This is a genomic window from Erythrobacter sp. BLCC-B19 (assembly GCF_028621955.1).
GTDB lineage: Bacteria > Pseudomonadota > Alphaproteobacteria > Sphingomonadales > Sphingomonadaceae > Erythrobacter.
In genome coordinates, this window is the sequence record NZ_CP117516.1 from 2,508,430 (window position 1) to 2,529,536 (window position 21,107).

Annotated in this window: 23 protein-coding genes and 3 tRNA genes; 10 read left to right on the forward strand and 16 right to left on the reverse strand. The window is 67.0% G+C overall.

What is annotated here, in order from left to right; translation table 11 throughout:
* The first annotated feature begins 1 nt into the window (after position 1).
* On the forward strand, positions 2-805 hold the full coding sequence (locus PS060_RS11585) for a lipid II flippase Amj family protein (RefSeq protein WP_273983333.1): 804 nt from the start codon (positions 2-4) through the stop codon (positions 803-805).
* On the opposite strand, the gene mhpA is transcribed toward PS060_RS11585, so the two are convergent.
* From mhpA to PS060_RS11600, 3 genes are read right to left on the reverse strand one after another with little or no spacing between them, the layout of a single operon-like run.
* Positions 802-2,262 (reverse strand): bifunctional 3-(3-hydroxy-phenyl)propionate/3-hydroxycinnamic acid hydroxylase MhpA, encoded by a 1,461-nt coding sequence (gene mhpA / locus PS060_RS11590; RefSeq protein ID WP_273983334.1) that lies wholly within the window; start codon positions 2,260-2,262, stop codon positions 802-804. The two genes, PS060_RS11585 and mhpA, sit on opposite strands and share 4 nt — an antisense overlap.
* 4 nt (positions 2,263-2,266) lie before the next feature.
* On the reverse strand, positions 2,267-3,106 hold the full coding sequence (locus PS060_RS11595; RefSeq protein WP_273983335.1) for a fumarylacetoacetate hydrolase family protein: 840 nt from the start codon (positions 3,104-3,106) through the stop codon (positions 2,267-2,269).
* 4 nt (positions 3,107-3,110) lie between these two features.
* Positions 3,111-4,121: a VOC family protein gene (locus PS060_RS11600; protein ID WP_273983337.1), complete on the reverse strand. Its 1,011-nt coding sequence runs from the start codon at positions 4,119-4,121 to the stop codon at positions 3,111-3,113.
* Positions 4,122-4,219: 98 nt separating this feature from the next.
* Here PS060_RS11600 and PS060_RS11605 point away from each other — a divergent pair, with 98 nt between their 5' ends.
* On the forward strand, positions 4,220-4,852 hold the full coding sequence (locus tag PS060_RS11605) for a TetR/AcrR family transcriptional regulator (protein WP_273983338.1): 633 nt from the start codon (positions 4,220-4,222) through the stop codon (positions 4,850-4,852).
* A 35-nt stretch (positions 4,853-4,887) separates the two neighbouring features.
* Here PS060_RS11605 and PS060_RS11610 read toward each other — a convergent pair.
* The 4 genes from PS060_RS11610 to PS060_RS11625 all read right to left on the reverse strand — a co-directional run bounded on the left by PS060_RS11610 (position 4,888) and on the right by PS060_RS11625 (position 7,991).
* Positions 4,888-4,964: transfer RNA gene (locus tag PS060_RS11610), tRNA-Pro, on the reverse strand.
* A 34-nt stretch (positions 4,965-4,998) separates the two neighbouring features.
* Positions 4,999-5,074: transfer RNA gene (locus PS060_RS11615), tRNA-Ile, on the reverse strand.
* Between the two features lie 100 nt (positions 5,075-5,174).
* Positions 5,175-6,176 (reverse strand): polysaccharide deacetylase family protein, encoded by a 1,002-nt coding sequence (locus tag PS060_RS11620; protein WP_273983339.1) that lies wholly within the window; start codon positions 6,174-6,176, stop codon positions 5,175-5,177.
* A gap of 42 nt (positions 6,177-6,218) precedes the next feature.
* A complete protein-coding gene (locus PS060_RS11625) occupies positions 6,219-7,991 on the reverse strand; it encodes a histidine kinase dimerization/phospho-acceptor domain-containing protein (protein ID WP_273983341.1) in 1,773 nt (590 codons plus the stop codon).
* A 275-nt stretch (positions 7,992-8,266) separates the two neighbouring features.
* Here PS060_RS11625 and PS060_RS11630 point away from each other — a divergent pair, with 275 nt between their 5' ends.
* The 3 genes from PS060_RS11630 to PS060_RS11640 are packed head-to-tail and all read left to right on the forward strand — an operon-like array spanning position 8,267 to position 9,669.
* Entirely contained in the window at positions 8,267-8,728 is a 462-nt protein-coding gene (locus PS060_RS11630; protein ID WP_068862764.1) for an Lrp/AsnC family transcriptional regulator, read from the forward strand.
* On the forward strand, positions 8,725-9,171 hold the full coding sequence (locus PS060_RS11635) for a GFA family protein (RefSeq protein ID WP_273983343.1): 447 nt from the start codon (positions 8,725-8,727) through the stop codon (positions 9,169-9,171). Before PS060_RS11630 ends, PS060_RS11635 begins: the two co-directional genes overlap by 4 nt.
* A gap of 24 nt (positions 9,172-9,195) precedes the next feature.
* The gene (locus tag PS060_RS11640) at positions 9,196-9,669 is read left to right on the forward strand and encodes a hypothetical protein (protein ID WP_273983344.1); all 474 of its coding nucleotides are present in this window, start codon (positions 9,196-9,198) and stop codon (positions 9,667-9,669) included.
* 10 nt (positions 9,670-9,679) lie between these two features.
* Here PS060_RS11640 and PS060_RS11645 read toward each other — a convergent pair whose 3' ends face one another.
* Positions 9,680-10,990 carry an NAD(P)/FAD-dependent oxidoreductase gene (locus PS060_RS11645; RefSeq protein WP_273983346.1) on the reverse strand — a complete coding sequence of 437 codons (1,311 nt, stop codon included), beginning with the start codon at positions 10,988-10,990 and terminating at the stop codon, positions 9,680-9,682.
* Positions 10,991-11,127: 137 nt separating this feature from the next.
* The gene (locus PS060_RS11650; protein ID WP_273983347.1) at positions 11,128-11,493 is read right to left on the reverse strand and encodes a hypothetical protein; all 366 of its coding nucleotides are present in this window, start codon (positions 11,491-11,493) and stop codon (positions 11,128-11,130) included.
* Positions 11,494-11,560: 67 nt separating this feature from the next.
* Here PS060_RS11650 and PS060_RS11655 point away from each other — a divergent pair, with 67 nt between their 5' ends.
* Positions 11,561-12,151: a TetR/AcrR family transcriptional regulator gene (locus PS060_RS11655; protein ID WP_273983348.1), complete on the forward strand. Its 591-nt coding sequence runs from the start codon at positions 11,561-11,563 to the stop codon at positions 12,149-12,151.
* A 6-nt stretch (positions 12,152-12,157) separates the two neighbouring features.
* Here the strand turns inward: PS060_RS11655 and accC are convergent, their stop codons facing one another.
* The 5 genes from accC to PS060_RS11680 form a co-directional block, all read right to left on the reverse strand.
* Positions 12,158-13,507 (reverse strand): acetyl-CoA carboxylase biotin carboxylase subunit, encoded by a 1,350-nt coding sequence (gene accC, locus PS060_RS11660; protein WP_273983350.1) that lies wholly within the window; start codon positions 13,505-13,507, stop codon positions 12,158-12,160.
* 4 nt (positions 13,508-13,511) lie between these two features.
* Positions 13,512-14,030 carry an acetyl-CoA carboxylase biotin carboxyl carrier protein gene (gene accB / locus PS060_RS11665; protein WP_273983351.1) on the reverse strand — a complete coding sequence of 173 codons (519 nt, stop codon included), beginning with the start codon at positions 14,028-14,030 and terminating at the stop codon, positions 13,512-13,514.
* Positions 14,031-14,150: 120 nt separating this feature from the next.
* Positions 14,151-14,591, reverse strand: coding sequence for a type II 3-dehydroquinate dehydratase (locus PS060_RS11670; RefSeq protein WP_273983353.1), 441 nt, complete (start codon positions 14,589-14,591; stop codon positions 14,151-14,153).
* An 89-nt stretch (positions 14,592-14,680) separates the two neighbouring features.
* On the reverse strand, positions 14,681-15,304 hold the full coding sequence (locus PS060_RS11675) for a hypothetical protein (protein ID WP_273983354.1): 624 nt from the start codon (positions 15,302-15,304) through the stop codon (positions 14,681-14,683).
* A 79-nt stretch (positions 15,305-15,383) separates the two neighbouring features.
* The gene (locus tag PS060_RS11680; RefSeq protein WP_273983355.1) at positions 15,384-15,797 is read right to left on the reverse strand and encodes a holin family protein; all 414 of its coding nucleotides are present in this window, start codon (positions 15,795-15,797) and stop codon (positions 15,384-15,386) included.
* Between the two features lie 227 nt (positions 15,798-16,024).
* Here PS060_RS11680 and PS060_RS11685 point away from each other — a divergent pair, with 227 nt between their 5' ends.
* From PS060_RS11685 to PS060_RS11695, 3 genes are read left to right on the forward strand one after another with little or no spacing between them, the layout of a single operon-like run.
* Positions 16,025-16,504, forward strand: coding sequence for a (2Fe-2S)-binding protein (locus tag PS060_RS11685; protein WP_273983356.1), 480 nt, complete (start codon positions 16,025-16,027; stop codon positions 16,502-16,504).
* Entirely contained in the window at positions 16,504-18,771 is a 2,268-nt protein-coding gene (locus PS060_RS11690) for a xanthine dehydrogenase family protein molybdopterin-binding subunit (RefSeq protein ID WP_273983358.1), read from the forward strand. The genes PS060_RS11685 and PS060_RS11690 overlap by 1 nt, the downstream gene beginning before the upstream one ends.
* A gap of 1 nt (position 18,772) precedes the next feature.
* Positions 18,773-19,366, forward strand: coding sequence for a nucleotidyltransferase family protein (locus PS060_RS11695; RefSeq protein ID WP_273983359.1), 594 nt, complete (start codon positions 18,773-18,775; stop codon positions 19,364-19,366).
* On the opposite strand, the gene PS060_RS11700 is transcribed toward PS060_RS11695, so the two are convergent.
* Positions 19,279-20,286 carry an XdhC family protein gene (locus PS060_RS11700; protein WP_273983360.1) on the reverse strand — a complete coding sequence of 336 codons (1,008 nt, stop codon included), beginning with the start codon at positions 20,284-20,286 and terminating at the stop codon, positions 19,279-19,281. The genes PS060_RS11695 and PS060_RS11700 overlap by 88 nt on opposite strands.
* Before the next feature lie 115 nt (positions 20,287-20,401).
* A tRNA-Pro gene (locus tag PS060_RS11705) sits at positions 20,402-20,478 on the reverse strand.
* A gap of 296 nt (positions 20,479-20,774) precedes the next feature.
* Between PS060_RS11705 and yajC the strand changes: the two genes are divergently transcribed.
* Positions 20,775-21,107, forward strand: a complete 333-nt coding sequence (yajC, locus tag PS060_RS11710) for a preprotein translocase subunit YajC (protein ID WP_273983362.1) — start codon at positions 20,775-20,777, stop codon at positions 21,105-21,107.

A 21,107-nucleotide genomic window follows, 5' to 3' on the forward strand; every position in this document is an offset into this window, starting at 1 on the left:
GATGGATACCGAGCTGCTGCTGATCTGCGCCCTGACCGGCGTGATCAACCTGATCGGTGCGCTGGCCTATGCGGCGCGCATCGCCGGGGTGCGCACCGGGCGCATCGCGCTGTCCTTCGCGCTGTTCAACGTGCTGCTGCTGGTCAGCCGCACCTCCAACGGCTTCCTCGGCCCCTTCCTCGCCAAGCGGATTGAAACTGCGCTGGCGACGGGAAGGGGCGAGATGCTGATCTGGGACTTGCGGCTGGTGCTGCTGGCCGCTGCCGTCTCGGTGGCCTTGGGGATCGCGCTGGTGCCGACCGGCCAGCGCGTCTTTGCCGCGGCGATCACCTACTTCCAGCAGAGCCGTTCGACCACGAAGCTGATCCTGCGGAGCATGACGCCATCGGGCCTGGCGACCTTGCGCGATTCGGTCGCGATACCCTCGGGCGATACGCTCAAGTCGCTGAAGGGCGAGCGCGGGGTCAGCTGGAGCGTGCTCGTCGCCAATGCGCTCGCCCAAGGCTTGCTGGCGGTGGGCGTGATCGCCTCGCTCTACGCCGGATACCTCGTCCCCGAATTCCGCGTCACCGCCTCGCAGATGACCGCGATCATCAACGGCTTTGCGACGATCCTGCTGTTCGCGCTGATCGACCCGCAGATCTCCGCGCTGACCGATGACGTGGTCGATGGCTCGGTGAGTGAAGCGACCTTCCGCCGCGCGATGATCTGGATTTCACTGAGCCGGCTTGCAGGCACCCTGCTGGCGCAGGTGATGCTGGTGCCGGCGGCGGTGGTGATCGCCTGGGCAGCAGGCTGGCTCTAGGCCGCCGCTGCGACCGGTGCCAGCGCCGCTTCCCATTGCCGCCTGAGGTCGGACGCCCGCCCGCTGCCGAAGACATAGCGATCCGGCCGCACCAGCACCGCTTCGACCGCATGGTCATCGAGCCATTGCCGCAAGCCTTGCGCAAAAGGCGCGAGGCGATCTCCCGAAAGGCCCGCGCGCTCGATCAGCCACATTCCCTCGCCCAGCACATCGTCGAGCCGCGCGCTGTTGCTGGCAAGCACCTGCGGGAAATAGTCCCCGGCGCCCGGCGATCCTGCGATGAGGCCTCCGGCTGTCAGCGACGGATAGGCCGGCGGACCGTCAGGAAGCTTGCCGAGCGCCCGCGCCAGCGCGAACTTCGCGTCCCGCAATGCAGCGCCGAAGCGGCTCGTGGTGCACACCATCCGCCCCATCATCACGGCCATGTCGATCGTCGCGCGCAGGTGCGGCCCACGTTCGGGCTGGTAGGTATCGAGCAGCGCCGCCTCAGCCTCGCCTCTGGTCACCGCCGCTAGCTTCCACGCGAGGTTGGCCGCATCGCGCAGCCCCGAACACATCCCCTGTCCGGCAAAGGGAGGCGTCTGATGGGCCGCATCTCCGGCAAGCAAGACGCGTCCCTTGCGCCATTCTTCGGCAATCCGGGCGCGGAAGGTATAGACCGCGGTGCGCTCGATCCGCACCGCGCCTGCGACGTTCCAAGGGGCCAGCAGGCGTTCGACATGGGCGGGCGCGCTGACCGTTTCGGGGGTTTCGCCGGGCAGGATCATGAACTCCCAGCGGTGCCGTCCTTCCCCCATCAGCACGCAGGTGGTGGGGCGTGCCGGGTCGCAGATCTGGAGGTTGGCGGTGGGCAGCCGCGAGGGATCATCGACCAGCACGTCGACCACCAGCCATGGCTCCTCGAAGCCGAGATCCTCGAAGGTGATCGCGCAGGCCTTGCGCACGGGGCTGCGCGCCCCATCAGCGCCCACCAGCCAGCGCGAGCGCACCTTGCGGGTGCCCTCGGGGGTGGCAAACACCGCCGAGACCCCGGCTTCATCCTGCGTGAAGCTCTCCATCGTCCAGCCCTTGCGCAGATCGGCGGTCTCATGCTCGAGCAGCGCGCGGCGCAGCGCCGCTTCGACCGAGGGTTGATGGATCATGTTGGCAATCGGCCAGCCGCCAGGGCCGGTCGCTTCCGCCCCGTTGAAGGCCATCAGCACCTTGCCCTTCGCGTTGCGGAACTCGTAGCGATCCGCCCGGCGGCTGGTCGCCATCACCGCTGCGGCGGCGCCTGCTTCCTGCAGGATGCGCATCCCTTCATGGTCGATATGGGCCGCACGGGGGAGGGGAAAGATGTCCGCGTCCTTCTCTGCGACGATCACGCTGATCCCGCGCCGTGCTAGCAGCGCGGCGAGCGTCACCCCCGTCGGCCCGCCGCCAATGACGAGCACATCGCAGTCGTAGCCCCCGGACACGCGCTCAGCCTTCGGCCGCCATCGTGCCTTCGATATGGCCGATCCCGTCAATCTCGGTTCGCACCACATCACCGGCTTTCAGGAACTGGCGCGGGTCCATCGCCGCGCCGATGCCGCCCGGGGTGCCGGTGAACAGGCAGTCGCCCGGCTCCAGCGTCATGCCGACGGAGAGGTGCTCGACCTGCTGCCACACGTTGTAGACGAGGTGCCGCGTGTTCGAATTCTGCCGCTCCTCGCCATTCACAAAGCAGCGGATACCGAGGTCGTGCGGATCGCCCAGTTCGTCGGCGGTGACGATCCACGGGCCCATCGGGGCGTGGGTGTCAAAGCTCTTGCCCAGCGACCATTGCGGCACGGCGTGCTGCCACATCCGCTCGGTCACGTCATTGCCGACGGTGTAGCCGAAGATTGCGGCAGGCGCATCGGCGGCGGCGATGTGCTTGCCGCCTGCGCCGATAATCGCGACCAGTTCCGCCTCGTAATCCGGCGTCATGGTGCCGCGCGCGATCAGGATCGGATCATAGGGGGCGTTGACCGAGGTCTGCGCCTTGGTGAACCACACTTGTCGTTCCGGCGTGCCGAGGCCGCTTTCGGCGATGTGATCGGCATAGTTGAGCCCGATCGCGAAAATCTTGCCGGGGCGCGGCACCGGGGCTTCGAGCTTTACTTGCGCCAGCGGGATGCCCTCGCCCGTAGCCGCCTTGGCCTCAAGGCCGGGCTTCAGCGCCTCCCAGTCGCGGATCAGGTCGATCATCGTGCCCGGCACGCCGGTCTCGACCACGGTATCGCCGACGACGATGCCGGTGCGGGTCCTGCCGGCGTGGGTGAAGGTGCAGAGTTTCATGGCGTCAGGCTTCCTTGGGCGTGCGGGAGAACAGGCGTTTGATGCGCAGCTGCATGGCGGTGATCCAGGCGACGAGGCCGGGGGGCGGGGCTGCCTTGCCCGCGAACATCGGATGGGGGCTGCCCCATTGCACCGCCAGCAGCGCCTGCATGGTCTGCTTCGCCGGCGGATCGGCGGCGGTGAACAGGTCGCCATCGGTCCAGTGTTCGAGCTCGTTGCCGAAAGGGTCTTTCCAATAGTCGAAGATCTGGCTGCCCATGATGTGCCGGCCCACGCCCCATGCCGCCTGCCGCTCGCGGGCCTTCAGCCATTCGTGGCCGCACATCAGATCATCGAGGCTCTCGACCTCGAAGGCGGCGTGGAGCAGGCCGAGCTTGCCGGGGAGCTGCGCGAGGAAGATCGTGTGGTGGTCTGACGGCACATCGCCCCTGTCGCAGCGCATGAAGGCGCCGAGCGGCACATTCGGCGCGGCCTCGATCTCGTCCGAGGTGAGAAAGCCGAAGCGCTCCTTCCACCACCGCTCCGAGGCGCGGAAGTCGCTCACCTTCAGCACCGCATGGCCGATGCGGCGAACATGGGCAGGCGCGGGTTCAAGACGGATGGTGGCGCGCTGGCGCGGTTTGTCAGCGGCGCTGTTGAACTGCGGGGGCGGGCAGGGGGTCGGTGTGCCGCTCTCCTGACCCGCCACGACTTCGACGCGGTAGCCGTCAGGATCGGTGAGCCGCACGACCATGCCCCCGCCCGGTTCGCCCAGCGGCTCGACCTGCGCGCCTTCATGGGCGGCGAGGCGTTCGAGATCGGCAAGGCTTGCAGCGCGCAGGCCCACGGCAAGGAATGTCGGCTCGCCCTGTTCGGTCACATGGACGAACGCCCGCCCGTCGCTGCCCTTGCCGTAAAGCCTGCCGCCCTCCTCGAAACAGGTCAGGCCGAAATCTTCCAGAAAGCCGCGCATCAGCCCCAGATCGGGCGCGGCAAAGCGGACGTGCGCGATGTCTTCGACCTTGATGATGGCCATGATCCCCTCCCGCGCGCCCGCCGTCGATCCGGCGAATCAATTTTGACTATTTGGTCAAATATCTTGAATATGACTATTTGGTCAAGTATGCATCAGCCATGGCCGGCAAACCCCTCGCATCGCCCCGTTCGCAGCGCACCCGTGCGGCGCTGATTGCCGCGGGGCTTGATCTGCTGTTCGATCGGCCAATCGACGCCATTCCGATCGACGATGTCGTCGCCCGTGCAGGCGTGGCCAAGGGGAGCTTCTTCAACCACTTTGCCGACAAGCACGATTTCGCCGCTGCCGTGGCGGCCGAGGTGCGGCTCGAGGTCGAGGCGCTGGTCGGCGCGGCCAATGCAGGGATTGCCGATCCGGTCGCACGGATTGCTGGCGGTATGGCCGTCGCAGCGCGGGCCGCGGTCGAGCAGCCTCGCCGGATGATGGCGCTCCTGCGCAGCATGGCGCCTGCCACCAGCCAGTCCCACCCGCTGAACCGCGGCCTGAAGGACGATATCGAGGCGGCGCTGGCACAGGGACTGATCCGGCCTGAGGCTCGCGAGGCGGGGGTGCCCTACTGGCTTGGCCTGTGTCAGGTGCTGATGATGCACCTCATCGAAACGCGCCCCTCGCACGAGGAGGCGGCGCGGCAGTTGGGTGATATGCTGCTGCTCGGCCTCACCGGCCTCGGAGCGCCCCCGGCACAGGCCGCAGCACTGGCCGACGCCGCCCGGCGCGCGCGGATCGGCTAACGGGCTGGCCACACGCGCGGGAAGGGGAGGAAAAGTGGTCGGGGAGACAGGATTCGAACCTGCGACATCTTGCTCCCAAAGCAAGCGCGCTACCGGACTGCGCCACTCCCCGACGCCTTTTTCACCCGCGCTTCCGTGCCCGCCCCTGGTGGGCCCGGCAGGATTCGAACCCGCGACCTAGCCGTTATGAGCGGCCAGCTCTAACCGCTGAGCTACAGGCCCCTTGGGAACAGGGCGCCGGAAGACAGGTGCGCCTGCGCCCCTACTCTGCGCATCGGTCTGAGACAAGCGCGCAAACCGGCGGCGCGCCAAAGCTCGCCCATCACCCCCCGGTCGCGGCGATGATGTCGGAGACGGTGCAAGGGCGCAGCCCCCGCGCGGCGCAGCGGGCATAGATCGCCTCGAACCAGGCGTAGAGGGCCTCGACCGCGGCCTGATCGGCGGCATAGGGGGTGAAGCCGGGGGCCAGCGTCGGACTGTGGAACGACAGCACCAGCACCGGCAGCCCGGCCTCCACCGCAATATCGACCCCGCGCAGGGCTTCCTCGGCGCTGACACCTTCGGGGGTGAGCGCGATGCGTTCGAGCAGGCCGAGGCGCGAGAGCACGCCCATCCCCTTGGGCAAAGCCTCGCCCAGCTGCTGCACCGGGCGTCCGGCCCCGCGCAAGAGACCGGAATGGACACTCGTCACCGGCAGTTCGAGCAGGCGCATCGCCCCGTCCACCCAATAGGGCGCAAGCGGATGGGCGCGATAATCCGGCCCGCCCTGATCCGAATAGTCGAACAGCGACCGCACCGATGTGTCGATTCTGATGCCTGCAGTCTTGAGCAGCCCCGCCGTGTGCGGCCCCAGGCCATAACGGCCCGCGCGGTAGATCAGCGGCGCCGTCCCGAAATTGGCCTCGATCGCATCGCGCAGGGCCATGAACTTGGCCGCCTCCAGCTCCTGAGGCAGATTGCCGGCGAAGGAGTTGAAGACGCTCACCTCCTCGTCGAACGGCGGGTTGACCCAGGGGTGGAGCTGGACACCGACTTCGGCCGTCCCGCGCCGCACCGCATCGCCGATAATCTCCACCGCGCGCGGATCCTGCACGATCGGCCAGTCGACCAGATAGACCGGATGCGCGCCCAGCCCCTCGCAGAAGGTCTGAAAGCGCGGGATCGCCTCGACGTGGCGAAGACCATAGCCATCGCGCCGGAACGGGCCGGTCCAGTCGAATTCTTCCTCCGTGTCGACCGTCAGCAGCACCCGCTGGCCGAAATCAGGCGCAAAGGTCGCGCTGCGCCCGGCAGGCGGCACGGCGAGCATTGATGCTGTGGTCATGTCCCCGCTTGTCCCCCGGCTGATTCCGATCGCCCCGTAACCCTAGCCCTGCATCGGGCTAGGCAGAGCCTCGGAGCCGGTCAAGAGCGGCAGTGTCAGTTCCAGCTCGGCCCCGGCGCGTTGCAGGCCGCCGCCCGCCGCGCGGGCCTCGGCGCGGGCGAGGCGCAGCGCAAAGCCGGTGCCGAACAATCCGGCGTTGATCGTGCTTTCCCCGGTGCGGGTGGTGGCCGCGAACAGGTTGTCCTGCGCCGCAAGCGCGGCCGGCAGCGCGCAGGTCAGGCGCACCATCGCGCCGCGCGGGCCGAGCAGCGGGGCAAGGCGCACAGCCAATTGCTCGCCCGGTGCTGCTGCCGCGCCAAGGCTCGCCAGAACGCGCCAAAGCAGCGCTTCGGCATCCTCGGCATCGAGCGCGGTCAGCACGCTCTGCGTCGGTGCAAAGTCGGGCGCGAGGCCCGCACCGATCGGGCCGAGCGCTGGCTCCAGCTGCGCGGCGATGCGCAACACCAGAGCCGTCAGGTCGGCCTCGCCCTGCTCGATCGTCACAGCGCCCGTTTCCAGCCGCGCCAGCCGGTCGAGATCCTCGAACCCGGCCAGAATCCGCGCCGCATCGGCGGCAATCGCGGCGGCGAGCGCGCGGTATTCGTGCGGGGCTGGGCCGAACAGCTGTTGCTGGATGACCTCGGCATAGCCTTGCACAGCGGTGACGGGGGTGCGCAATTCGTGGAGCAGTTGGCGGATGCGATCCGCCTCGCGCGCTTCCGGGCCGGTGGGCTTGGCGCTGGCGGGAGCAGGGCGGCGGAACCGGCCGAAATAGCCGGTGAAGTGCCCTTCCTCGCTGAAGCGCGGCTGCGCATCGAGGATCCAGTCTCCCGCAACGGCAGGCGCGCCCTGCAGCGTCAGCGCGGCGCGGTTGATCGGCTGACGGCGCGCATAGGCGCGGGCGAGGGCGGCGCTTTCGGGCGCGTCGGGGTGAGCGGCGAACAGCCGGGTGCCGATCACCATCGACGCGACCTCGCTCGTCGCCCAGCCGATCCGGCCGGCGGTGTCGGCGGCAAAGCCGAAGCTGGTGACCGCGCGTTCGGGCCTTTCGGGCAGTTCGCCAAGCGGAAGGCGCGGCGAGCGCTCGAGATCGAGCGGCGCTTCTCCGCGCGCACGGCGAAACTGCGCGATCCGCTCGACCAGAGCTGAAATCTCGGTGCGGCCCGTGTCGTCACGGTCGCGCGGCAGCGGGGGCGGAACAGGGGGCGGGGCAGGGGTGGCACGGGCCTTGTCCAGCACGAGCGGGGCTTGCGGTTGGTGCGCGGGGCTTTCGCCGGGCGGGACGGACGGCGGCACGGCGACGCCTGCCGCCTCGCCCGCCTCACGCGGTGCCGGCAGGCCGCGATCATGCACCCCCAGTCGCTCCAGCAGCGTCTCGACATCAACCGGCAGATCGCGGCGCAACCGCAGGAAACCGCGCGCGCGCACCGGCAGGCGCGGGATCAGCGCGGCCCAGTCCTCGCTCGACAGATCGGCCCGCCCGAGCGCCGCCGAGGCCACGTCGGGCTCCTGATCGGCCAGATGCAGGGCGAGGTCGGGGTTGCGGAACCGCCAGCTCGCCTCGCGGATCATCGCAGCCCGCTTGGCCGAGGGGATCGCTTCCGCCAGCGCATCCAGCCGCAGCCATGCCGCCGCCATCAGGCTCGGATCGCTGCCCTTGGCCTGCTGGCGATCTTTGCCCAGCAGATCGAGCAATTGCCGATACTGGGTGCGCGCGCTCGCCTCGCCAGTGGCGCGCTGGCGCAGCACGGTGGCAAGGCGATCATCGAAAAACAAAAACGTCTCCTCACACGCCCTCACGCCAGCGCGAATCGCGCCCGCCTGCGGGCTTTGCGCGGCAGTGATACGCCGCGCCAGCCTGTTCGTCTTATCAGGATGGAGCAATTGTCACAGTCTGACGCGAAAGGCGCGTTGCAAAGCGGGACAATTGCTGGCAGACCTAATAATATTAGCCAAGCGGGCACTCACCCGCGCGACTTGTTTCTTTGGGATCATAGCGCACGCGCGTTGCCGCCGAGTGAACGCAGCCGTGCCAGGGGAGCTTTGACCACGTGGCCAATCTCGACGATATCGACCGCCGTCTGCTGGCGGAACTGCAGGCAGAAGGCCGCGTCACCAATGTCGAACTCGCCCAGCGTGTCGGGCTGACCGCGCCGCCGTGCCTGCGCCGCGTGCGCGGGCTTGAGGAAGACGGCGTGATCCGCGGCTATCACGCCGATCTCGACCCCTCCAAACTGGGCTTCGCGATCACCGTCTTCGCGATGGTCAGCCTCAAGAGCCAGGCCGAGAGCAGCTTGCGCGAATTCGAGGAGCATATGCGCGCCCTTCCCGAAGTGCGCGAGTGCCATATGCTCAACGGCGAGATCGACTTCATCCTCAAGATCGTCAGCAAGGACTTGCAGAGCTTCCAGGAATTCCTGACCGGCAAGCTGACACCCGCGCCCAATGTGGAAAGCGTCAAAACCTCGCTCACCATCCGCACTGCCAAGCAGGAACCCGGCGTTCCGTTGTGACCGAAGCGGCTCGCCTTGCCGAGCCTGTCACCGGGCGCTGCCTGTGCGGCGCCGTCTCCATCACCGTCACCGCGATGCAGGCCGAGGTCGATATCTGCCACTGCGCGATGTGCCAGCGCTGGGGCGGGGCGTTCTATGCGGGGGTGAAGGGGGAGGCTGCCGAAGTTGCGGGCGAGGACGCGATCACCGTCTACCGCTCAAGCCCCTGGGCCGAACGCGCCTTCTGCGGCACCTGCGGCAGCAACCTGTGGTATCGTTTTCTTCCCACCGGCGGGCGCAGCTTCCTCGCCGGGCTGTTCGACCTGCCGCCGGGCTTCGGCATCGAGCAGCAGATTTTCGTCGACGAAAAGCCCGATTGGTATGATATTCTTCAGGAAAGCCCGATGAAAACCGGCCCCGAAGTGATCGCCGAGGCGATGGCGCAGGGGCTCAGCTTCGGATAGAAGCGCAAGGGGAGGGGAGTGCCGATGTTCGACGAACCGCCGCCCCCTTCACAAACCCATGATGCATCGGGCCAAGTGGTGACGATCCTCGGCGAGCCGCTACCGTGGCCGCCGCGCCACGAGTGCGCCAGCTACAGGATCGACCCGGCCCGCCCGGGCGAAGTGCTGTGCGAGCCGTTCCCGCTCATAGAAGTCCCGGCCGAGGACACGAAGGTGGTGATCGATCTCACACAGTTCGTCCCCCCGCCGCCCTCCGAGCAATGCACCGACGCACCTGCCGATCCGCTCAATTCCGAAATCGTGGTCTGCGCCGACAGCGGCACTTCGCCGCGCCTTGGGCCCGTGGTCGGCCCGATGGACGAGGAGTTCGGCAGCGCCATCCCGCGGGCCCGGATCAAGCTGTCCGAAAGCGCCGAGGCCGAAGCCAATGCGACCGCGCCTGCGGTGGGCGGCATCAACGCGCAAGGGGGCGAAGTGCGGCTGAAGATCGACTTCTGACGCAGCGCTCTCAGTGCAGCTTCAGCTTGGGCCGCACGATTCGGTTCACCCGGCCGATCACCATCAGGAAGGTCGCCTTGATCCAGCCGTGAATGCCTATCAGGTGCAGCCGGTAAAGCGAGGTGTAGATAAACCGCGCCAGCCGCCCTTCGATCGCCATGCTGCCGCCGATCAGGTTGCCCATCAGGCTCCCCACGGTCGAGAAGCGCGAGAGCGACACCAGCGAGCCCTTGTCGTGATAGGTGAAGTGCGTGAGCGGCTTTCCCTGCTGCATCCGCACGATGTTGGTGAACACCGTGCCCGCCATCTGGTGCGCGGCCTGCGCGCGCGGGGGGACGGGGCGGTCTTCGCCCGGCGGGGTGTAGCTGGCACAGTCACCCAGCGCGAAGATATCCGGATCGACCGTGGTCTGGAGCGTGTCGGTGACGAGGATCTGGTTCCTCGGATTGGTCTCCAGCCCCAGAGTGGTCAGGAACTCCGCGCCCTTCACCCCCGCCGCCCAGACGATCAGATCGGCCTCGATCACTTCCCCGGCCTTGGTGACAAGCTGGCGCGGGCGGGCTTCGACCACCTGCACCCCTGCGCGCACGTGAACGCCCAGCACTTCGAGTTCATGCTTGGCCGCCGCTGCGAGCTTGTCGGGCAGGGCAGGCAGGATGCGCGGGCCGGCTTCAAGCAGGGTCACGTGCATCCGGCTCTCGTCGAACACTTCCAGCCCGTAGTGCCTGAGCGCGCCTGCCGCGTTGTAGAGTTCGGCGGCGAGTTCCACCCCCGTCGCCCCGCCGCCGACGATGGCGACGCGCACCTGCTCGTCGGCCGACGGATCGCGCAGCATCGCCCGGCTGACGCGTAGGCAGTGGTTCAGGAGCCGCGTGCGGAAGCGGTCGGCCTGTTCGCGGCTGTCGAGGTAGAGGCAATGCTCCTTCACCCCCGGCACGCCGAAATCGTTCGAGACCGATCCCATCGCCAGCGCCAGAATGTCATAGCGGATGGTATGGCCGGCGATCAGCTCGCTGCCATCCTCGTCCTTCACGGGCGCGAGCCGGATCGTCTTCGCCTGCCGGTCAACACCCTCAAGGCTGCCCTGAAAGAAGCGATACCCCCAGCGGAAACAGTGCCCACGATAGCCGACCTCGTCGAGATTGGCGTCGAGCGAGCCTGCCGCGACCTCATGCAGCAGCGGCTTCCAGATGTGGGAGAGGTTCTTGTCGACCAGAATGATGTCGTGCTTCTTGCGCCCGTATTTGGCGCCGAGCCTGCGGACCAGCTCAAGCCCGCCCGCGCCCCCGCCGACGACGACAATCTGGGTCTTGCGGTTCATTCGGCACTCCTTGGCACACATCGTCCAGCGCAATCCCGCGCCCCTGTTAGCGGGTGCGGGTGACAATTGCGCGCCAAATCAACGTGGCTTCATGCAACTTGTGTTGCAGTGCAGCATGAATGCCACAGGCGCGCGCGTCAATCGCCCGGATCGAGCCGCCCGAAGAAGCCGATCACCTTCACAACCTTGCCCGCATCATTGACCTCGGTGACGTCGAAACCCTCCATCACGGTCTTCCCATCCATGTCGATCGCCCAGTGATGGCGGCAGAAATTGTTCTGCATCTCGATCCGGCTGGCATGGCGATAGACGGCGGCGGGGAAGGCGGCGCGGGTGTCCGCGACCATCGCGAGGAAGGGCGCGCGCCCGATGATGTTGTGGCGCGGATCGACGAAATGGACGTTATGCTCCATCGACGCCTCGGCCATCGCGCGGCGCTTTTCGGGATCGGGGGTGTTCCAGATTTCGAGCATCGTCTTGAGGTTCGTTTCGTAAGCGGGCATCTTCGACTCCATAAACCGACCAGCGGTTTGTTTTGTGTGAAGCCGCGCCAAGAGTAAAGGGGCGATCATGCCGACCCAGCAGCAGAGATCCGATGCGACGCGCGAGGCGCTGCTGGCGGCGTGCCGCGCGCTGCTGCTGGCCGAGGGGACGGAGGCGACCACGATGGCGGCGGTGCTGACGCGCACGGGGCTGAGCAAGGGCGCGCTCTACCACCACTTCGCCAGCAAGACCGAGCTGATCGCGGCGATCTACAAGGCGGAATCCAAGGGCGCGATCGCCCGCGCGCTGGCCCGCGCCGAGCAGGCGGGGGCGGTCTCGCCGCTTGCCCAGTTGACCACGATGTGCGCCGCGTGGCTGGAGGAAATCCGCGCGCCCGATGTCGCCGCGATCCTCCTGCGCATCGGCCCCGCCGCGCTCGGGGTGGAGGAAGCGCAGCGTATCGAGAACGCCAACAGCCTCACCCTGTTCGAACGCCAGTTGGCGCGGGCGGCGGAGGCGGGGGAGATCGGCAGCATCGACCAGCCCCTCGCCGCGCGGCTGGTCAACGCGTTGATGACGCAGCTGGCGGTCGCGAGCCTGCGTGGGAGCGGCCAGCCGCTGCCCGATGTGGAGAAGCTGATCCTCGGCGTGCTGAGGGGGATGGAAGGCGAGGCCTGACGCGCGTCAGACCTCGCGGCTCTCCAGCCAGTTTTCCAGCCACTTGATCGAATAGTCGCCGTTCAGCACATCATCCTGCCGCAGGAGTTCCTGGTGGAGCGGGATGTTGGTCTTGACGCCCTCGACCACCATTTCCTCAAGCGCCCGGCGCAGCCGCATGATGCAGCCTTCGCGGGTGCGGCCATAGACGATCAGCTTGGCGATCATGCTGTCGTAGTAAGGCGGGATCTTGTAGCCGGCGTAAAGCCCTGAATCGACGCGCACATGCATCCCGCCCGCGGCGTGATAATAGGTCACGAGACCGGGCGAGGGGGCGAAGGTGAAGGGGTCTTCGGCGTTGATCCGGCACTCAATCGCGTGGCCGTGGAATTCCAGCTCGTCCTGGCTCACCGACAGCGGGCGGCCTTCGGCAATGCGGATCTGCTCGCGCACCAGATCGACCCCGGTGATGAGTTCGGTCACCGGGTGTTCGACCTGCAGGCGGGTGTTCATCTCGATGAAGTAGAACTCGCCGTTTTCCCACAGGAACTCGATCGTCCCCGCACCGCGATAGCCCATGTCGCGCATCGCCTGCGCGCAAACCTCGCCCATGCGGTGGCGCTCTTCAGCGCTGATCACGGGGGAGGGGGCTTCTTCGAGCACCTTCTGGTGGCGGCGCTGAAGCGAGCAATCGCGCTCGCCCAGATGGATCGCATTGCCTTGCCCGTCGCCGAACACCTGAAATTCGATGTGGCGCGGGTTGCCGAGATACTTCTCGATATAGACCGTGCTGTCCCCGAAAGCGGCCTTGGCCTCGGAGCCGGCTTGCTGGATCAGCGTTTCAAGCTGGTCGGGGCTGTTGCACACCTTCATCCCGCGCCCGCCGCCGCCGCTCGCGGCCTTGATGATGACGGGATAGCCCGCGGCCTCGGCAATCGCCTTGGCTTCGGCGATATCGGACACCGCGCCATCCGAGCCGGGCACCAGCGGCAGGCCGAGCGCGCCCGCAGTGCGCTTGGCCTCGATCTTGTCGCCCATAGTGCGGATATGTTCGGGTTTTGGGCCGATCCAGATGATGTCATGCGCTTCGACGATGTCGGCGAACTTGGCGTTCTCCGACAGGAAGCCGTAGCCGGGGTGGATCGCGTCGCACTGCGCGATTTCGGCCGCCGAGATGATGTTGGCGATGTTGAGATAGGACTCGGAGGCAGGCGGCGGGCCGATGCACACCGCGTGGTCGGCGAGGCGCACGTGCATCGCGTCGGCATCGGCGGTGGAGTGCACCGCGACCGTCTCGATCCCCATTTCATGCGCCGCGCGGTGGATGCGCAGCGCGATCTCGCCGCGGTTGGCGATCAGGATGCGTTTGATGCCCATGGGTTTAGGAGATCACCACGAGGGGCTGGTCGAATTCGACCGGCTGGGCGTTCTCGATCAGGATGGCGCTGACCGTGCCGGATTTGGGCGCGGTGATCGGGTTCATAACCTTCATCGCCTCGACGATCAGCAGAGTATCGCCTTCCTTCACGGCCTTGCCGACCGCGATGAAGGGCGCAGCCCCCGGTTCGGCGGCGAGATAGCAGGTGCCGACCATCGGCGACTTGACCGCGTTCTTCAGGTCAGGGCCAGCGGGCGCAGCCGGTTCTGCCGGAGCAGGCGCGGCAGCAGCGGCGGCAGGCGCAGCCGCCACGGGTGCAGGCGCTGCGGCATAGACCGGCGCGGCAGCGGCGACCGCCCCGCGCGACACGCGGATCTTGCGGTCATCATCCTCGACCTCGATTTCCGTAAGGCCGGTTTCGTTGAGCAGTTCCGCGAGTTCGCGCACCAGCGCGGTGTCGATGTTCATACCACCCGACTTGCGCCCGTTAGCCTTGCCGGATTGGCCAGCGTCGTTTGCCATGTATGCCCCTTGTAGAATGCAATGCGACCGTAAAGTCCGCGCGTCTATTGCCGCCAATTGCGGCAGGCAAGTGGCAGCGGCGCAAAATGTGAAACTTGGATGACGATAAGAGCCGGCGGCTCAGACCTCGCCCGACGCTACGGCTTCGAGCGCGATGAGGTAGGAACGCGCGCCGTGGCCTTCGACCGTCTTGGCCGCCGCCATGCCCACATAGGAGAGGTGGCGGAAGCTCTCGCGGGTCTTGGGGTCGGACAGGTGGACTTCCACGACCGGCGTGCGGATCGCCTTGATCGCGTCAAGCAGCGCGATGGAGGTGTGGGTGTAGGCGGCGGCATTCAGCAACACCGCCCGTGCGCCCTCCGCCTGCGCCTCATGCAGCCAATCGACCAGCATCCCCTCGTGATTGGTCTGGCGCATCTCGATTTCGAACCCGAGTTCTCGGGCGCGGTCTTCCAGCATCCCTGCGATGTCATCGAGGGTGGTGGTGCCGTAAATCTCCGGCTCGCGCGTGCCGAGGAGATTGAGGTTGGGGCCGTTGAGGACGTAGACGAGGTTGGTCATGGCCAGCCGCTTAGCGGGAAGGGGCGGGGCGGGGAAGGTCTTCCCAATGTTTGGCGCAACGCGAAGTCCGATTGCCCCCTTGGGTGAATTCAAGAATTGTCGTTCTTGGCGGAAATGCGCGCGCGATACTGCCTAACGCGGTCTTCGAACTCGGCCAGCCGGTCGGCCATTGCCCCCTCCATGTCGAGTATGCGCGCTTTGGATATCAGCTCGGAAAGCGTGTCCCAGACATCAGGCTCTCGAGCATCCACAAGGATGGCAAGCGGCCATTCGTGATCGAGGTAGTTGAATGCACCCACCAGGTCTTGAAGTAGAGCTTTTCGGTAGCGATCCTCGTGCGGCGCTGCTTCATGTGCGCGCTGGAGGAGTTCCCTCGGGCTCACATACTCCATCTGCTTCCAGAGATGTGTCGCGCCAAACAGGTTCTGATCGTGTCGCGCGAGCTGGAACATCGCTTCGGGATCGCCTGCCTCGATCCGGCTGATCAAGACTGGAAAAATCACTTCCTCAAACAGTTCATGCCGAATGCGGGCGTGCCTATTGGTATGCAGTTTTTCGAGATTGGCATTGGTCCACTTGGCTTTGGCAGCAAAGTCAGGAAAACTATCCAGAAAGGCGCGTAACGCTGCCGTCGCCTTCGCTTTCGCGCCGAGCGATTGCCAGCGGAGAAACTCTTCATAGAGCCTTTCGTCAGGAGCAGCTGGTGTGTGCACCCGATCAGGATAGCAGCACAGCACTCGCCGCTCTAGGTCCCAGCCTTCGCTGGGTTGACGGCACGGCGAGGTGGCCGCCCTACCGGTCCACCCCCTTGACCTTCCCCCACTGGCGCGCGGCGGTGTAGCCGAGGTAGCCGGTGCCGAAGAGGGCGTAGAGCGGTTCGGGCAGGCCGGCGAGATAGGCGTTCATCCCCGCCGCGATCTCATGCGCAGTCGCCGGGCTAAAGGCGGAGAGCACCCCCATCGGCAGCGACGCGAGCAGCAGCACATACATCACATAAAGGAAGCTCGGGCGCGCGCGGCTGGTCCAGGGGTCGGCGGAATTGGCCTCGGCGACGATCGCTTTCAGCTGCGCCTCGATCATCTGCATTTCCTGCGTGCCTTCGAGCGCGATCAGCTCCAGCTTGGCCTTGGCGCGGGCTTCCTTGTCGGGGATGACCTTGTCGAGAATCGAGGCAATGGGGCCGATAAGGACGTCGACGAGGGACATGGGGTGCGCTCCTGTGCAGGTGAGTCGCGCAACAAATGACCAAATCGGTTCATGTAGGAAAATGATTTAACCGATACGCCCCAGGAGCGCTCGCGCCTGCGTCATCTGACCACTTGGCATGCCTCCCCCGCAAAGGCTTGTCGCACCGCCGGTTGTTTCCGTTGGCCCCGATCCTGTTCGGTTGCTATACACAACCGGAAACGACAACCTTCGGGGGAGCCTCCAGCGTGGCAATCGCATTTTCAGTCAACGGCAAGCCAGTCGAGGTGGAGGCCGAGGCCGATACCCCGCTGCTATGGGTCTTGCGCGACGATCTCGGCATGACGGGCACCAAGTTCGGCTGCGGGATCGCGGCCTGCGGGGCGTGTTCGGTGCATGTCGATGGAGCGATCACGCGCTCGTGCAGCGTGCCGGTGGGCGAGCTGGCGGGCAAGTCCGTCACCACCATCGAAGGGTTGAAGGGTGCCGACGGCGTGCTCCACAAGGTGCAGCAAGCCTGGATCGAGGCGCAGGTGCCGCAATGCGGATACTGCCAGTCGGGCCAGATCATGGCTGCCGTTGCGCTGATCGAGGCGGTCGGCACGCCGACCGACGCGCAGATCGACGAGGCGATGAGCAATATCTGCCGCTGCGGCACCTATCCGCGCATCCGCAAGGCGATCCTCGCGGTCGCTGGCATCGCTGCCGCAGATCAGGGAGCCGCGTGATGGCCGACAATCCGACCCCCGACGTCGACCTGCCGGAAACCGAAACCCCCGCCGCCAAGCCCAAGCGCAAGGGCATCAAGCGCCGCATCTTCCTCGCCGGTTCCGCGCTGGTGGTCGGCGGCGGCATCTTCGGCGTGTGGTGGACTGACAGCAGCGCCAGAGCGCGCGCCAATTCGCTGATCGGCGGCAAGGGGCAGCAGCCCTTCGGCAGCATCATGACCATCGGCGAGGACGACACCGTCACGGTCTATTCGCCCCATATCGACTTCGGTCAGGGCTCGCACACCGCGCTCGGCCAGATGCTCGCTGACGAGCTGGACGCGGACTGGGACAAGGTCAGGATCGAGCAGGCTCCGGCGGATATGTCCTTCGCCAATGCCGCGCTCGCAAAGGGCTTCCTGCCGAGCATGACGGGCGATTTCGTCGCCGGGCTGATCCCCGATGCGGTGATCGGGATGATGGCGCGCTCGATGCCGCTGATGATCACCGGCGGCTCCTCGGCGATCCGCTTTACCGGTGAGGTCGCGATGCGGCGCACGGGCGCTGCGGTGCGCGCGGTACTGCTGGCCGAGGCGGCGGACCGGCTGGGGGTGCCGGAAAGCGAACTCACCACCGCCAAATCGGTTGTCACTCACGCCGCGTCGGGCAAGTCGCTGCGCTATGGCGAGCTCGCGGCAGGCGCGGCGGAGCGTTCGCTTTCGAGCGATCCGGTGCTCAAGACCCCGGATCAGTGGACGCTGATCGGCAAGGATGTGTTCCGGCGTGACATTCCGGCCAAGGTCGATGGCTCGGCGGTTTACGGGATCGACTTCACGCTCCCCGATATGCGGGTGGCGACCATCGCCATGGCCCCGGTGCGCGGCGGCACGCTGCAAAGCGTCGACGAAGCCCCCGCGATGGCGGTCAAGGGTGTCGAGAAGGTGGTCAAGCTGCCCGATGCCGTGATCGTCGTCGGCAAGGGATATTGGCAGGCCAAGAAGGGGCTTGATGCGCTCGCGCCCCAATGGAGCGACGGCGGCCATGCGGCGGTTTCGACCCCGGCGATCTATGCCGCGCAGGCCAAGCTGCGCCAGACCGCCGAAAAGCCCGACAACACGGGCGGTGAAGGCGATGTCGATGCGGCCTTCGGTGCTGGCGGCGTCAAGCTGGTCGAGGCCGAATACCGCGTCCCCTTCCTCCACCATGCGATGATGGAGCCCTTTGCGCTCACCGGCCATTTCAAGGACGGCAAGCTCAAGCTGTGGGGCGGGATGCAGGATCCACTCTCCACCCGCGTCAAGGCCGCCAAGGCCGCCGGGCTGGAGGTCGATGCGGTCGAGTTCTCGCCGATGATCATGGGCGGCGGGTTCGGGCGGCGCTTCCCGGATCTGGTCGAGATCATCGATCAGGTGGCGCTGCTGGCCAAGCAGGTGCCTTACCCCGTCAAGCTGATCTGGAGCCGCGAGCAGGAGGTGACCCACGGCACCTATCGCCCGCAATCCTCGGCGCTGCTCAAGGCCAGCCTCAGGGACGGCGCGATCACCGCGATGCAGATGGACTATGTCCAGAGCGGCAGTGCCGAGGGCGAGGTGCCCTTCATCTACAACCTGCCCGCGACATCGCGGCGGCATTACGCCTACCAGTCGAACCAGATCGACGGGCCGTGGCGCTCGGTCAATGCGACGCAGATCGGGTTCTACACCGAAAGCTTCATGGATGAACTCGCAGCTGCGGCAGGGGCGGACCCCTACCAGTTCCGGCGCAAGCATCTGGCCGACGGCGGGCGGCATCAGAAGGTTCTGGATGAAGTCGCCAAGCGCGCGGGCTGGGGTTCGCCCCTGCCCGCAGGCGTCGGGCGCGGGATCGCGATTGTCGAAAGCTTCGACACGATCGTTGGCGAAGTGGTCGAAGTGACTCTGAAGGACGACGGCACCCCCAAGGTCGTGCGCGCCTTCGCGGTGGTCGATTGCGGGACGACGATCAATCCGCTGAACGCCGAAGCGCAGATTGCAGGCGGCCTCATCATGGGGCTGTCCTCGGCGATGGGCGAGGCGGTGACGCTGGACAAGGGCGCGGTGGTCCAGAGCAACTTCGGCGATTATCCGATCCTCAAGCTCGCCGATGCGCCGCCGCAGGTGGATGTGCATTTCATCGACAGCGGGGCCAAGACCGGCGGGATTGGCGAGCCGGGCCTGCCGCCTGCCTCGCCTGCGCTGGCGAACGCGCTGGCATCGCTCACGGGCAAGCGCATCCGCAACCTGCCGGTGCTGGCACAGGCCAAGGCGTGAGGTGAACGGCTGGTCCGCGCTGATCCTCGCCGGCGGAGCGGGGCGGCGGTTTGGCGGGGGGAAGCTGCTCACCGATCTTGGCGGCGCGCCGGTGATCCGGCGGGTGGCCGAGCGGGTCTGCGCTGGTGGATTTGCCGAGGTGATCGCCGTCACCGGCTCGCAAGGCGCTGCCATCAGAGCCGCGCTCGCGGGTGCCGATGTGTTCGTAAGCGAGGCGCCCGACTGGGCCGAAGGCATGGCGGCGAGCCTCAGGGCTGGCATCGCCGCGCTCTCACCGCAGGCGGCGGGGGTGTGCGTGTTCCTCGGTGATATGCCTCTGGCGCCGGTGGGCCTGTGCCCGGCGCTGGTCGAAGCAGCACAGGGCGCAGGCTATGCCGCAAGGCCAAGGGTCGCAGCGCAGCCCGGCCACCCGGTCGCCTTCACCCGCGCGGCCTTTGCGGATCTGATAGCCTTGCATGGCGATCAGGGCGCCACAGCGCTGCTGAAGGCGCGGCCCGAGGCGGTCGCCTATGTCGACACTGCCGACACCGGCGCGCTGCTCGATATCGACACGCCCGACGATCTCGCCCTCGCTGTCACCGCGTGGAAGGCCTGAGCGACCTCGGCCACCAATGACAGCGCGACATCGCGCGGCGCCTTGGCAAAGCCGGGAAGGCCGATGGGGGCGTGCAGCTGCGCCAGCGCCGCCTCGTTCACGCCATGCCCGCGCAGTCGCATGGTGCGCTGGTCAAGCCGCACCCGCGCCCCGATCGCGCCGACATAGAACGCCTCGGAGCAAAGCGCCGCCGCCAGCCCGCGCTCGTCATCCTCGCGGTCGTGCGAGAGCACCGCGATGGCGCTCCAGCGGTCGATCCCGATGCGGGCCAGCGCTTCGGCGGGGTCGCTGCGGTGGTAGGCAATGCCCTCCATCGGCGGCGCTTCCGGCCCTCCGGGGGTGACGAGCACCACCTGCCAGCCCATGTCGCGCGCCAGCGCGGCGGCGCTAAGGGTCGCGCCATCCTCGCCGATCAGCACCAGCCGCAAGGGGGGCAGAAACAGGCGGGTATAGCGCGCGCCGTCCCAGCTGTCGGCGACGGGTGCATCGGGCGCAGACGAAGCGGTGCGAGTGCTGCCATCGCTCGACCACAGCACCGGGCGGCGCGCGTGCCAGCCCTCCAGCAACGCCGCCACCGCGGGTTCACTGGCGGCGACCGGTTCGACCAGCACAGAGATTCCCGAACCGCAGGCGAGCTTGATATCGATCCACGGACTGCCCTCGCCATAGCGAAGCAGCCGCGCCGCGCCCTCGGCCAGCACCGCGCGGCCATGGCTGGCGACATCATCCTCGATGCAGCCGCCCGATAGGAACCCCCAGTGCTCGTCCGGCGTGATGAGCATCTGCGCCCCCACATCGCGCGGCGCCGAGCCATCGACCGCCACCAGCGTGGCAATGGCAAAGCGCTCCGGCCGCGCGGACAGGCCCAGCAGCGCCTCGCGAATATCGTCGACAGGGGCGGCCAGACGCCAGCGGGTCATGGGGGAAGGGGGCTTTCGTGACAGGCGGGATAGCGCACCCAGCCTAATCCGCCCCGCGCACCGGCGCAATCGCCCGGCGGTGCGGCTGGAATCCTGATAAGAAGGATAAGTCCACTGGTCGGGACGAGAGGATTCGAACCTCCGACCCCCACACCCCCAGTGTGATGCGCTACCAGGCTGCGCTACGTCCCGTCACCAGTGGAGCGGGGCCTATAGGCGTGGCGGGCGGGGCTGGCAAGCGGGTTTGGGCGTGTTTGTTTTGGGATCGCGCTGGCGCGCGATACAGACCTCCCGCCCGCCTCCTCGCCCGGCCACCATAGCCTGATGGTATCGTTGGTGGCCGGGTGGGGAGGCGGGGCAGGAGGTCTGCGCCACCGAAGGTGGCCCCAATCATTGCGACATCCTTGCAATACTGCTAGGCGCGCCCACTTGGACGACAGGGCGGCTGCCCTGACACGAATTTCACGGGATCTCACAGGCACTATCGCATGACCATCGATCTTCTTGCCGCCGCTGCCGGGGCAGGTGCTGCTGCAGCGCCGCCCGCATGGATGACCTTCCTTCCGATCATCGGCATGATCGCGATCTTCTGGTTCCTGATCATCCGCCCGCAGATGAACCAGCAGAAGCAGCACCGCGAAAAGATCGCCGCCGTCAAGAAGGGCGATCAGGTGGTGACGGCCGGCGGCCTCGTCGGCAAGGTGGTGAAGGTCGACGATGTCTATGTCGAGCTCGACCTTGGCCCCAATGTTCGCGTCAAGGCGATCAAGGCGACGCTGGGCGACATCATCCCGCCGGGCGGCAAGCCCGCCAACGACTGA

Coding starts and splice junctions, on each gene's coding strand:
- PS060_RS11585 (WP_273983333.1), top strand. CDS start 2: ATGGATACCGAGCTGCTGCTGATCTGCGCCCTGACCGGCGTGATCAAC.
- PS060_RS11595 (WP_273983335.1), bottom strand. CDS start 3,106: ATGAAACTCTGCACCTTCACCCACGCCGGCAGGACCCGCACCGGCATC.
- PS060_RS11600 (WP_273983337.1), bottom strand. CDS start 4,121: ATGGCCATCATCAAGGTCGAAGACATCGCGCACGTCCGCTTTGCCGCG.
- PS060_RS11605 (WP_273983338.1), top strand. CDS start 4,220: ATGGCCGGCAAACCCCTCGCATCGCCCCGTTCGCAGCGCACCCGTGCG.
- PS060_RS11620 (WP_273983339.1), bottom strand. CDS start 6,176: ATGACCACAGCATCAATGCTCGCCGTGCCGCCTGCCGGGCGCAGCGCG.
- PS060_RS11640 (WP_273983344.1), top strand. CDS start 9,196: ATGTTCGACGAACCGCCGCCCCCTTCACAAACCCATGATGCATCGGGC.
- PS060_RS11645 (WP_273983346.1), bottom strand. CDS start 10,990: ATGAACCGCAAGACCCAGATTGTCGTCGTCGGCGGGGGCGCGGGCGGG.
- PS060_RS11650 (WP_273983347.1), bottom strand. CDS start 11,493: ATGCCCGCTTACGAAACGAACCTCAAGACGATGCTCGAAATCTGGAAC.
- PS060_RS11655 (WP_273983348.1), top strand. CDS start 11,561: ATGCCGACCCAGCAGCAGAGATCCGATGCGACGCGCGAGGCGCTGCTG.
- accC (WP_273983350.1), bottom strand. CDS start 13,507: ATGGGCATCAAACGCATCCTGATCGCCAACCGCGGCGAGATCGCGCTG.
- accB (WP_273983351.1), bottom strand. CDS start 14,030: ATGGCAAACGACGCTGGCCAATCCGGCAAGGCTAACGGGCGCAAGTCG.
- PS060_RS11670 (WP_273983353.1), bottom strand. CDS start 14,591: ATGACCAACCTCGTCTACGTCCTCAACGGCCCCAACCTCAATCTCCTC.
- PS060_RS11680 (WP_273983355.1), bottom strand. CDS start 15,797: ATGTCCCTCGTCGACGTCCTTATCGGCCCCATTGCCTCGATTCTCGAC.
- PS060_RS11690 (WP_273983358.1), top strand. CDS start 16,504: ATGGCCGACAATCCGACCCCCGACGTCGACCTGCCGGAAACCGAAACC.
- PS060_RS11700 (WP_273983360.1), bottom strand. CDS start 20,286: ATGACCCGCTGGCGTCTGGCCGCCCCTGTCGACGATATTCGCGAGGCG.
- yajC (WP_273983362.1), top strand. CDS start 20,775: ATGACCATCGATCTTCTTGCCGCCGCTGCCGGGGCAGGTGCTGCTGCA.